This is a genomic window from Prevotella sp. TCVGH (genome assembly GCF_023522295.1).
Lineage (GTDB): Bacteria > Bacteroidota > Bacteroidia > Bacteroidales > Bacteroidaceae > Prevotella > Prevotella timonensis.
The window spans coordinates 48491-59921 of record NZ_QFFX01000002.1 but is presented as its reverse complement, the minus strand read 5'-3'; the positions used below and the strand labels follow the sequence as shown (position 1 = coordinate 59921).

The 11431-nt window shown below is 42.5% G+C and carries 9 protein-coding genes and 2 tRNA genes; 5 read left to right on the top strand and 6 right to left on the bottom strand.

The features are described from left to right. Positions 1 to 7: 7 nt before the first annotated feature. The 3 genes from DEM91_RS00800 to DEM91_RS00790 form a co-directional block, all read right to left on the bottom strand. On the bottom strand, positions 8 to 553 hold the full coding sequence (locus DEM91_RS00800) for a nitroreductase family protein (RefSeq protein WP_249857474.1): 546 nt from the start codon (positions 551 to 553) through the stop codon (positions 8 to 10). A gap of 51 nt (positions 554 to 604) precedes the next feature. Next, positions 605 to 1219: a UpxY family transcription antiterminator gene (locus tag DEM91_RS00795; RefSeq protein ID WP_249857472.1), complete on the bottom strand. Its 615-nt coding sequence runs from the start codon at positions 1217 to 1219 to the stop codon at positions 605 to 607. Positions 1220 to 1313: 94 nt separating this feature from the next. Continuing rightward, positions 1314 to 2018: a phosphoribosylanthranilate isomerase gene (locus DEM91_RS00790; RefSeq protein ID WP_249857471.1), complete on the bottom strand. Its 705-nt coding sequence runs from the start codon at positions 2016 to 2018 to the stop codon at positions 1314 to 1316. A gap of 353 nt (positions 2019 to 2371) precedes the next feature. Here DEM91_RS00790 and DEM91_RS12555 point away from each other — a divergent pair, with 353 nt between their 5' ends. Next, complete coding sequence (locus tag DEM91_RS12555) at positions 2372 to 2497, top strand: hypothetical protein (RefSeq protein WP_008123217.1); 126 nt, start codon at positions 2372 to 2374, stop codon at positions 2495 to 2497. Positions 2498 to 2511: 14 nt separating this feature from the next. Beyond that, positions 2512 to 3168 carry a ribulose-phosphate 3-epimerase gene (rpe, locus tag DEM91_RS00785; protein ID WP_249857469.1) on the top strand — a complete coding sequence of 219 codons (657 nt, stop codon included), beginning with the start codon at positions 2512 to 2514 and terminating at the stop codon, positions 3166 to 3168. Positions 3169 to 3241: 73 nt separating this feature from the next. Here the strand turns inward: rpe and DEM91_RS00780 are convergent, their stop codons facing one another. Beyond that, the gene (locus DEM91_RS00780; RefSeq protein ID WP_008123213.1) at positions 3242 to 3838 is read right to left on the bottom strand and encodes an RNA polymerase sigma factor; all 597 of its coding nucleotides are present in this window, start codon (positions 3836 to 3838) and stop codon (positions 3242 to 3244) included. A 273-nt stretch (positions 3839 to 4111) separates the two neighbouring features. Here DEM91_RS00780 and DEM91_RS00775 point away from each other — a divergent pair, with 273 nt between their 5' ends. Then, the gene (locus tag DEM91_RS00775) at positions 4112 to 8374 is read left to right on the top strand and encodes an endo-beta-N-acetylglucosaminidase (RefSeq protein WP_249857468.1); all 4263 of its coding nucleotides are present in this window, start codon (positions 4112 to 4114) and stop codon (positions 8372 to 8374) included. Between the two features lie 239 nt (positions 8375 to 8613). On the opposite strand, the gene DEM91_RS00770 is transcribed toward DEM91_RS00775, so the two are convergent. Together DEM91_RS00770 and DEM91_RS00765 are read right to left on the bottom strand one after the other, a co-directional pair. After that, positions 8614 to 8687, bottom strand: a tRNA-Asp gene (locus DEM91_RS00770). Between the two features lie 28 nt (positions 8688 to 8715). Then, a tRNA-Asp gene (locus DEM91_RS00765) sits at positions 8716 to 8792 on the bottom strand. A 1015-nt stretch (positions 8793 to 9807) separates the two neighbouring features. On the opposite strand from DEM91_RS00765, the gene DEM91_RS00760 reads away from it, so the two are divergent. Both DEM91_RS00760 and DEM91_RS00755 read left to right on the top strand, forming a co-directional pair. After that, the gene (locus tag DEM91_RS00760) at positions 9808 to 11043 is read left to right on the top strand and encodes a site-specific integrase (protein WP_002561011.1); all 1236 of its coding nucleotides are present in this window, start codon (positions 9808 to 9810) and stop codon (positions 11041 to 11043) included. Positions 11044 to 11055: 12 nt separating this feature from the next. After that, the gene (locus DEM91_RS00755; RefSeq protein WP_002561010.1) at positions 11056 to 11418 is read left to right on the top strand and encodes a hypothetical protein; all 363 of its coding nucleotides are present in this window, start codon (positions 11056 to 11058) and stop codon (positions 11416 to 11418) included. Positions 11419 to 11431: the final 13 nt, after the last annotated feature.

Below are 11431 nucleotides of genomic sequence, written 5' to 3'. Positions count from 1 at the left end.
TTCTTTATTATATTTCTTGAAATATTTCTTTGGCTGACTTCCTTACTTTTTCAGGCTGTTTCACCGAGGTGTCTATGTAACCGACAGGGATAAGAGCAACAGCCTCAAAATCTTTGACAGGGAAATACTTCTTGACAAGTTCGATGTCGTAATGACACACCCAGCAAGTTCCTAATCCTCGGTCGGCTACTGCCAAACAAAGATGTTCGGTAGCTATCGCCACATCAATATCCGCATGCTGCTTACCATCCTCTTCGCGAACCCAACAAGCGTGTTCATTCTTCATGGCAATGACATACATGGGTGCTGTCTTAAACCACTCTCTATGATAACATTGGCGGAGTTTCTCTTTTGCTTCTTGTGAAACAACAAAGATAAATTTCCATGGCTGTCGGTTTGCTGCCGACGGTGCCAAGCGAATGGCTTCCTTGAGATAAGCAATATCTTCCTCACTTACCATTTTATCCGTGAATTTTCTCACGGCATAACGGTCTTTACAAAGCGATAAAAAGTCGGTCATGATTTTATATTGGTTAATTCGTTTGTTTTTCATCCGTCCACTCTTTGCAACAGGAAGCGATTCCCATTATCCTTACGTGGCTGTTCATTCCTCTACCATGGGGCGGCAACACCAACGAGACACTTTGAGCATCACACCCAACCCTGGTATCTCTTTCAACAAAAAATATTTTTTATTGCTCCGCACCAGTCGCCCACTCAATCCTTTTAAGGGACCATACTTCACGTATACGGGCGTACCCACCTTTAGCTTGGCTTGTGCTTCTGAAAGGTATTGGCGCATCACTATCTCTGGGTTACACATTGCTTGAAATTCAAACATTTGTCGTGACGGAATCTCGTAATACTGCCTATCCTCTCTACTTTTACGGATAACAGAACCCTTGAATGGCGCATCTGTCAATATTTTCCGAATTGACAGTTCGGACATGGTTCGTTTGATGAATATTAAATTTCGCACAACGGGGCGCAACTTCTGTTGCACACGATGCTTCCTATCCTCTACATCGACGTACTCCATAGGAATGAAATAAACTAAATGGTGCTCTTCAAGATAGTCAATCACTTGCTGTGTTTTCAGTGTAAAGAGTCGCAAGGCATACCAAGGCAAGTCATCATTGAGCGGTTTTTGGATGATATCTTCATCATTCGTTGAGGAGGGTAACAAATGTGGGTCGTGATGTTGTTGGAGGTTGTCCATGCTTGGTAAGGTTCTTCTAAACACAAAGATAATAATTTTTGATAGAGGAGGCAAACATTTTTCCTGTTAGATGGTTCTAACGGTGATGCTGTCGTTAGCTATTCTCTTTAACTTGTTCCACAAAATGCCTTAGTTTTTCAACATCTTTCACACCCGGCTGTGTCTCAAATTCTTCATTGACATTAATGCCCTGCAGTTGGGGGTGATGCAAGGTTTGCAACAATGAGGCACTGAAGAATCCCATTCCACCACTCAACAAGAAAGGAATAGAACCGTTGTATGTACTCAAAATGGCATTGATTTTTTCCAAAGTAGCCTGTTCTGATGCCTCACGCTTGATATCAAACAAGAACAAATCAACAACTCCTTTGTAAGCTTCGCACACTGTTAAATCTTCGGGTCCATTGATTTCTATCTTTTTGATAATCTGTAATGTGGGACGAATGTCTGGGCAGATGGTTCGAAGTAGGTTGTCTATCATGACAGGACTTTCACTTCCATTCAATTGAACATAATCTAAATCATAGTTGTAAACACGTGTCACAATATTTTGAGGCATGTCATCTGCAAAGACGCCCACTCGCTTTATTCTGTGACAGACTTCATCCGAACGCTTCGTCTGCATCCCTTCTGCGAGCTTTTGCTCACTATAATCAGGAATAATCCCTGCATGACTGCTAATCATCTGAACGTAACGAGGTGAATCAGGAATAAAAACAAACCCCATCATATCTATATCTAACTTGGCTACTGCGCGAATGTTATCGGTATCACGCATGCCACAAACTTTAATTTTCATTGCCATTGGTTGCGTCAGTAAATTATTTTTCTTGTAAAATACTTCCATGAATAGAACACACCCACCGTCCCAAAACATTCCTTGTCACGGTTGGTGTAAACATCATCCTTGGGTCTTCAGAGAGACTATCACTGCAATATTAAGCATAAAATTTGAAATAATGGAGATTTTCAAATCATATTTTTGATAAAAGGGGGCAAAAAAAATGAGTCTTTCTGCATCTATCTAAGACCAAAGATTGTTATATATAATAAGGTGAGAGGATTTGGAAACATTTTTTCCTGACTGTATAATAAAGCGATGTCCCGCACGTTATGTATTTATACAAAACATTAATTTAGCAAATGAAGCCTATGCCGTATTTTACTCCTGAAGAACTCAACCCCTCCGAAGCCACACTTCGACTCCTCAAACAGTTGGCACGCACTTATCGTGTCGCAAAGACACAGCATCACCACATTGCTTATTGTCTTAACTAATCTTTATCTGTCAAATGAAAAAACTCACACTCGTTTCTCCCTCTCTGCTATCAGCTGACTTTACAAACCTTCAAGCCGATATTGACATGATTAACCAAAGTGATGCAGACTGGCTGCACTTGGATGTCATGGATGGCGTGTTTGTTCCCAATATTTCGTTTGGCTTCCCTGTGATTCGCGCCGTGTCAAAAATCTGTCAAAAGCCACTCGACGTACATTTTATGATTGTTCAACCAGAACGATACATTCAACAAGCTGCCGAAGCGGGAGCTACATTGATGTCAGTGCAATACGAAGCGTGTACGCATCTTCATCGAACCATACAGCAAATTCATGATGCTGACATGAAAGCAGGAGTGGTCTTAAATCCTGCCACACCCGTACATCTATTAGAAGATATCATCAACGATGTTGATTTAGTGTTGCTCATGAGTGTGAACCCAGGCTTTGGCGGACAAGCCTTTATAGAGAACACCATTGCAAAAGTAAAGCGTCTCCGAAAGCTTATCAACGAGTCGGGCGCTCAAGCCCTCATCGAAGTGGACGGTGGTGTGCAAGAAGATACCGCTCCACGATTAGTTCAAGCGGGTGCTGATGTGTTGGTGAGTGGCAGTTATGTATTCAAAGCGAAAGACCCTATCGCTACTATTCGCTGGCTAAAGCACTGCTAAGCGCAAGATGCAAGCAAGGCATTTTGACCAAAGCTACAAGCAGTGACCGCGCCACTCTTTACCTTTCGCCCGATTATAACAACTGAAGCATCAAGTCATGCTCTTGAGCCATTTTACGCAAGTTAATCAGTGCGTAACGCATACGCCCCAAGGCAGTGTTGATACTTACATTTGTCGTCTCGGCTATCTCCTTGAATGAAAGCTGTTGATAAAAACGCATATACACTACCTCTCGCTGTGTGGTAGGAAGCAGGTTCATCATCTTCTTTACATCCTGCAGCACCTGATCGTTCACAAACTTAGCCTCTATGGCCTGCTCAAGCAGTGCTTGATCGCCAAAGTTAGACAAATCGTTGTCTTCGGTTGCCTCAACAATCTTTTCAGACTTTTGGTCACGATAAATGTCCATAATCACATTGTGAGCAATACGCATCACCCATGCACTGAACTTCCCACTCGTTGTGTACTTTCCTTGCTGCAACTTGGTAATGACCTTGACAAAAGTATCTTGAAAAACGTCATCTGCCATGCTGCGATCACGAACCACAAAAAGGATGTAGGAAAATATTTTGGACTGATTGCGCGACAATAACAAATCGAAAGCAGCATACTGCCCATTGATATAAGCCATCGCTAATTCTTCATCAGACAGCTCGGTTAAATTTCTCATTTCTTAAAAATTTGATTCTAAGTAAATGTGTTTCTATAGGCGATGGATAATTATTTTTTAACGTAAATTGTAAATAACAGTAGCAAAGGTAGAGAGTTTTGTTCATTTTTCCAAATTTTTCGTTAAAAAAGTTTGTGCAAGAAATTTCATAGAAATTCTTAAGTATTATTGACTTGTTGTTTGTTCTATAAATAGATGTTTCTTATTTATGGAAATTTAGACCTATAACTCTTTATATATAACTATTGATAAACAACAATTAACAAAAAAATCATGAATGTAAAACGACTTTTTGGAATGACGTTCCTTACCTTGTTATGCTTAGGAACGGTCAAGGCGCAGCAACCATACGGTGGATGCTGGCATCCTAAAGACATTAAGGACTGGTCTCCTAAGACTGACCCTAATGCGAAGTTCAATAGAAGTAGGGTACCATTGGCTTCACGCTTCAGAGAACCGATGCCCATGAAAGCTAATCGTAATCAGTATTACGAGGGGCAGGTTTGTAACGCCTCCATACTTTTTCCAACCTGTAGTTTGTGTCCTTCACAGGGAGCTAATAACTTTGTTGGATATCAGCCCACCTACTGGCAGTATATGGACAAACTGGTATATTGGGCAGGTTCAGCATCTGAAGGAATTATCATACCGCCACCTGCTGGTTCTATTGATGCAGCTCATGCCAGTGGCGTAAAAGTGTTGGGACAAATATTCTTTCCGCCTAACACCTATGGCGGAAATCCAGAGTGGGTGTATGAGCTATTAAAACAGGAGAATGGCAAATATATTTATGCAATTAAACTTTACGAAATAGCGAAGTATTTTGGGTTTGATGGTTGGTTTATCAATCAGGAAACCGCCGTATATTTCCCCACAGCTTGGCCAGAATTTATCAAGGAGTTTAACCGTGTGGCTGATGAGGCTGGCGATACCCAGATGGAGATTCAATGGTATAATGCTTCTCATCAACCTAACGTTGGCATCTTGGCGAGTCACAAGAATACGTCTCAGTTCTTGGAATATGGATCTGTAGGCGACTATCGTAGCTATGCTGATAGGATTGGCTGTAAGCAGGAAGATATTTTCTCAAAAATCTACGGAGGCATTCAGTGTGTAGATGCAGGTTTGTGTGGCTTTGGCGATGAGTTGCGGAAAGTCTTTGATGTGAACGGACATTCGGGTTCGGTTGATTTGTTTTGTCCAGAAGAGCGTATCTGGAAAGATAATGTCAAGGATTTGTTGAACACTTCCAACAATCAAGGTCAGAAAGCATATACAGCCATGCAGTATACTTTCATGAACGAAGAAGCAACTTGGGTAAACCGATTGGGTGATCCGTCAAAGATAACCGATAACGGTACGCATACATCATGGCCAGGAATGTCGGGATGTGTCATTGAGCGCTCAGCTATACAACAGATGCCCTTTGTATCAGACATGAGTGTGGGTATTGGAAAATATCGATTTGTGAAAGGTGAGAAACGCGCTACGCAAGATTGGTATCACTCTGGTATGCAAAGCGTTTTGCCTACATGGCGTTGGTGGATAGAAAACCGTGGAGACCTCAAAGTGGCAACTAATTGGGCAGACGCATACAATGTAAGCAATTCAATGACTGTCAGCGGTAAGTTGTCGCAGGGTGACCACCTCATGCGTCTTTATAAAACCAAGATTGATGTTACGAAAGGTGGTAAATTCAAATTGGTATATAAGTGTTCTGATGACAACACGATAGAAGTAAAGCTGGGAGTTGAGAGTAAAGTTGACGGACAAATGGTGACCTTGAACAATCCTGTTAAGACCAACGAGAATGGTTGGACTGTGGCAGAGTATGATTTGTCGCCATTAAACGGTCGGACTGTCTATATGATTGCACTCAATCTTAAAACAAATGTTGAGCAACCCAATTATGTGCTGTCCATAGGACAGATTGCCATGTTACCAGCCAACTATGTTCCAAAGCAAATGTCTATTACGAATTTAAGTAATGGAACTAAGTTTGAAGAGTATAAAGGAGACCTTCGTCTGACATGGGATTGGGAGGAAAATACCGATTTAGATCATTTTGATATCTATGTGAAATCAGAAACTGGTGAAAACAAACTCGTGGGACAGACACGTGGTGAGGGATTCTATGTTCCTACTTTTGATCGCAATGGCAAGGATAAGAAAGTTGAGGTAGAGGTTGTGCCCGTTATGAAAGATGGTTCTGAACAAACTCCTGCAAAGCTGGAAGTTGACTATCCTGCAGCGCAATTGTCAGTAGTCACCATCTCTCCAAGTAAGAGTTTTGTGAAGGTTGGTGAAGAAGTGACTTTGAGAGCAAAGGGTACAGGCAAACCTACTGGTTGGAAATGGACGTTGCCTGAGACGCTTGAGCTGAAAGCGGGTAGCAAACTGACCGACAACACTATTACTGTTATAGCCAAGGCTGTGGGTAAACAGAATGTGAAGTTGGAGGCTACCAATGACGCAGGTACATCAAGTACTGAGGTGTGTGCATTCGATGTATTGGAAGAGCATGAAATACAGGAAGTAAATAATGTGGCTCTTCACAAAACTATCAAGTCGTATAGTGGAGCAACGGGTGAAGCCGAGTCGCCTCGCAATATTATTGATGGTGATACCAATCCTCGTGACATTCACAACAAATGGTGTAACATAAACTCTACGCACGAATGTGTCATCGACTTGCAGGGAGATTATCGTATATATGGCTTCAAGATATTTGACTGTAAGTCAGGACCAGAAAGCAATGAGAACTTTGGCAATTATCGAATTTATTTGAGTGAAGATGGCATCAACTGGAAACTGCTTGTAGACGAACAAGGACGCGAGCGTGACAATATTAAGGAAGATTATATTATGCCTACCACTGCAAGGTATGTAAAATTGAATCCATATTCGGACTACGGTATGACATTGCGTATATGGGAGTTCGAGGTGTATGGTGTAAGCAACTCTAACCTTAAGCTTAGTGCAGATGACGAGGTGAGAATGAACGTTTCTGGTACTCATCAGGTAGTATTAACTTATGACATGAATGGAGAGGAGCGCCAAGACCAATTCTATTGTAAAGTAGAATCTTCAAGTACTGACTTGGTGTTAGGTGAACCTGTAGAGGACAAGAATGCGCATACTTTTACAGTGCCTGTCACTACTGGTAAAAATATGGGTGTGTCATCCTTGAAGTTCATGGTACACAATGGCTCTTCATATAAGGAAAAGACTGTGAAGGTTATCATTGATGATCCTAAGGCTGTCAACGCTTTAGCTGGATTGTCTGCTAACTTGTTGCAATATCCTGATGGCTATGTGTACAATGCTCCTGTTAAGAAATATACAACTACCGTCTTGACGGATGGTGACCTCTTGAACGAGGCTTGCGGCATGGTTGAGAATCCTTCCAAACATGAACGTGACTTCTGGGCTGTGTTCTCTAATGACATGGCATGGAATATATCTAAGATTAAAATACACATACCGAACAACAATCAGGGGAAAGATGATAATGATATAGAAGGTTGTGTAAACAACAAGATAGAAATACGTGTAAGTGACGATGGCAGCAGAGGATGGACAACTATCCACACTTTCGAGAATATCGGAAAGGTATCTGAATTAGAATACATGTTACCTGAATATGTAACAGCCAGAGAGCTGGCTATTGTTTGTACGCTCAATCCGTTGTTCTATCCTTCTTTGTCTGAAGTGGAAGCCTTCGAGCAAAACAAAGAAGCTGTGGCTACTTGCATCCCTGTAGAAGTAAAAGATGGCTGGAATGGAGACGTCATTGTAGAAGCGCTGCCCGCTGATAAGCACGTCACCAAAACAGTAGATGCTAACGGCTGGACCTTCTATACCACTGATATAGAACGTGATGAGGGTGGGCACTTGGTTGGTGCCAACCGCATGATTACAACAAAGAACGGTAATGTTTTCAAACTCGCTCCTTTTGATCAGAATAATGCATTGGTTATCGATGAGTTATATAAGAAGAAGACCATCTTATTCAATCAGCCTGAGGAGGCAGAACGTATCTATGTGCTGTATACCAGTACTGGTGGAGGGAATAACGACATCATGGTTGCACCGATTTATGAAGATGGAACTACTGGCGATGAATATAATATGAATGCCGTGGATTGGTATGGATATGATAACAACATGACTGCTGTTGGTGGTTTAGGACGTATTATGGCAAAGGATTATGAGTACGGAGAAGCAGAGCTTGATGAGTTTGATTTCAGAAATGATTTCCGAGTATTTGAATACGAATATGATGGAATAGACAAGAACAAAAAAGTCAAAGGTCTTACTTTCCGTGTTTTCTCCAGTGGACAATGTGCTACGATACTTGCCATATCTAAATTTGGTCTTCCTGTTCCAACAGGTTTGAAAGAAATCAAGAATACAACGCCAACTCATATTGTCGGTATCTACAATCTCTATGGTATGAAGCTTCAAGTACCAACCAAAGGTTTCAATATCATCAAGTTTGCAGACGGAACAACTAAAAAAGTTTTTATCAAGTAGAATGTAAATGTTTTTAGGTAGGATGATGTAATAAGAGAAACATCTCTTACAAAGGGTGTTGAATGACATCATCACTATAATCAAAGGCCATATCCAAATCAGTTACTCGGTTGGATATGGTCTTTTCTGTTTAGCAAGGATGTATGGAATGTAGAATTAAAAAAGATGTACCCAAAAGTAAGGCACATCTTTTTTTTATTCTTTAGACAACAACTCTGTATTGAATTAGAGTGTTGAAGCGGTGCGTACGAGACTCGAACTCGTGACCTCCTGCGTGACAGGCAGGCATTCTAACCAACTGAACTAACGCACCAAAGCGATAGACGAATTGAACGGTTTGTTGGCGGTGCGTACGAGACTCGAACTCGTGACCTCCTGCGTGACAGGCAGGCATTCTAACCAACTGAACTAACGCACCAATGAACCGGAAGTCAATTCTGTTTTGCGGATGCAAAGGTAATACTTTTTATTTAAAGTGCTTCATACTCTTTCGTATTTCTATTTTAATTAATATTTATTAACAACGAAAGTGTCGAGAGTATTTCTGCAATAGGTATCATTGGCTACCATTCAGTGTACTTTATCTTCTTGGATTAAAGCAACTGCTATATTATTGTCCTATTAATTTACCAAAAATCGGCCATCTGAAATCTTCAAAATAGAAAAAATCAATAGGCAGACGATGGACAAAAATGGGCTGATTTTACCAAAAAAGAGGTCTTTTCAAGTTGAAACATAGACTGAACGGTCTTGGAAACATACAATAGAGGTGTTATTCACATGCTTCAGCAGCATTAAAGCATGCAAATAGTAAGCTTATCTCAATGCTTCAGCCGCCAAGAAAGGGTAAAGAAGAGAATAAAAAGATGCAAAAATGTCGTAACATATTCAATAACAACAGATTATAAACATCACTCATAACTTGCGTATTTGCGACCAACTTTGCCGTTGGTTGTTTACACGCGAGTTATGAGAGGCACTTTGTAAAGAAAATTCAGCATTTATGTACCCTCCTTGTGGCATACCAAATTTTGAAAAAATTTCTTTGTTTTTTCTCATCATACGAGCTGGAATGTTACCATATAGCATGGTTATTTGCAAATGCAAAGTTACTACAAAAAAGTGAAATGCGGAAAGATATAGTGATAGAATTGAGTTACAAGGGTTTTAGTTAAAGTGGCGATAATTCGTGAAGCCATTACAATCCTTGCCGAAGCCAAATCTTGACGCCGCAACGTTACTTGTTCGTAACCATGTCCGAAAATGCGACAAACGGGTACGAATGGCGAAACAAGACACTATGTTATAGTGAGTTACCCACAACTCACGTAACAAATACGGTTACGGAAAAAAGATTGCGCCGTTCCTCCCCGTTTTGCGTACCGACACCGGACTCTTCACCAACTAATTTTGAAATCCAAAAATTAAGAACGATGAAGAGTACATTTTCAGTAATCTACTACCTCAAGCGTCAGGTAGTGAAAAAGGACGGGACGGTTCCCGTCATGGGACGCATCACGGTGGACGGCAGCCAGACGCAGTTCAGTTGCAAGTTGAGTGTCGATCCGAAGCTGTGGGACACCAAAGGGGGACGTGTCACGGGCAGAAGCGCGGCGGCACTCGAAACGAACCGTATGCTTGACAAGATGCGGGTGCGCATCAACAGACACTATCAGGAAATCATGGAGCGTGACAACTTCGTCACGGCGGAGAAGGTAAAGAACGCCTTTCTCGGACTGGAACACCGCTACCACACGCTGATGCAGGTGTTCCGTCGGCACAACGAGAACTATGAGAAACAGGTGGAAGCAGGCATGAAAGCAAAAGGTACACTGGAAAAGTACCGTGTCGTTTACAAGCACCTGCAAGAGTTCCTCGACATCCGCTACCATGTGAAGGACATCGCCCTAAAAGAGCTTACTCCCGCTTTCATCTCCGACTTCGAGATGTTCCTGCGCACGGACAAGCACTGCTGCACCAATACCGTGTGGCTGTACGTCTGCCCGCTACGGACAATGGTGTTCATAGCCATCAACAACGAGTGGCTGACACGCGACCCGTTCCGCGAGTATGAAATCAAGAAGGAGGAAACGACACGCAGTTTCCTGACCAAAGACGAAATACGCCTGCTGATGGAGGGGAAACTGAAAAACGCCAAACAGGAACTGTACCGCGACCTCTACCTGTTCTGTGCGTTCACCGGATTGTCGTTCGCGGATATGCGCAACCTCACGGAAGAGAATATCCGTACCTATTTCGACGAACACGAGTGGATAAACATCAACCGCAAGAAAACGGGCGTGGTGTCCAACATCCGCCTGCTTGACATCGCCAACCGCATAATCGGCAAATACCGTGGGCTATGCGAGAACGGCAGGATATTCCCCGTTCCGCATTATAACACGTGCCTTGCCGGTATCCGTGCCGTCGCCAAGCGTTGCGGCATCACCAAGCATATCACGTGGCATCAAAGCCGCCACACGGCAGCCACGACAGTTTTCCTTTCCAACGGCGTACCCATCGAAACGGTCAGCTCCATGCTTGGACACAAGAGCATAAAGACGACGCAGATTTACGCGAAGATAACCAAAGAAAAACTCAATCAGGATATGGAAAACCTTGCCGCAAGGTTAAACAACGTCGAGGAATTTGCAGGTTGCACCATCTAAAAAAGAGGAGCCATGAAACGTGACATAATCATCATAGAGGACAAGGCGGTCAGCGTAACCGGTAACGATGTGTGGATGACCGCCACCGAAATAGCCGGACTGTTCCATACGACCGTCCCGGCAGTGAACGCCGTCATCAAAGCCGTCCGCAAGTCTGACGTGCTGAACGACTACAAGGTGTGCCGCTACATGCAGCTTGAAAACGGGCTGTACGCGGACGTGTACGCGCCTGAAATCATTATTCTGATTGCTTTTCGGCTGAACACCTACAACACCTACCTGTTCCGCATGTGGCTGGTAGGAAAGGTTCTCTCACAAGAGAAGCGGCAAACATACGTGATGTTTATACAGAACGGAAAAACTGCGTACTGTTGAAGATATCAAATGA

Bases quoted from the DNA above. Each gene is read 5' to 3' on its own strand.
- DEM91_RS00800 (WP_249857474.1), bottom strand. From the start codon at position 553: ATGAAAAACAAACGAATTAACCAATATAAAATCATGACCGACTTTTTA.
- DEM91_RS00790 (WP_249857471.1), bottom strand. From the start codon at position 2,018: ATGAAAATTAAAGTTTGTGGCATGCGTGATACCGATAACATTCGCGCA.
- DEM91_RS00795 (WP_249857472.1), bottom strand. From the start codon at position 1,219: ATGGACAACCTCCAACAACATCACGACCCACATTTGTTACCCTCCTCA.
- DEM91_RS00755 (WP_002561010.1), top strand. From the start codon at position 11,056: ATGAAACGTGACATAATCATCATAGAGGACAAGGCGGTCAGCGTAACC.
- DEM91_RS00760 (WP_002561011.1), top strand. From the start codon at position 9,808: ATGAAGAGTACATTTTCAGTAATCTACTACCTCAAGCGTCAGGTAGTG.
- rpe (WP_249857469.1), top strand. From the start codon at position 2,512: ATGAAAAAACTCACACTCGTTTCTCCCTCTCTGCTATCAGCTGACTTT.
- DEM91_RS00780 (WP_008123213.1), bottom strand. From the start codon at position 3,838: ATGAGAAATTTAACCGAGCTGTCTGATGAAGAATTAGCGATGGCTTAT.
- DEM91_RS00775 (WP_249857468.1), top strand. From the start codon at position 4,112: ATGAATGTAAAACGACTTTTTGGAATGACGTTCCTTACCTTGTTATGC.
- DEM91_RS12555 (WP_008123217.1), top strand. From the start codon at position 2,372: ATGCCGTATTTTACTCCTGAAGAACTCAACCCCTCCGAAGCCACACTT.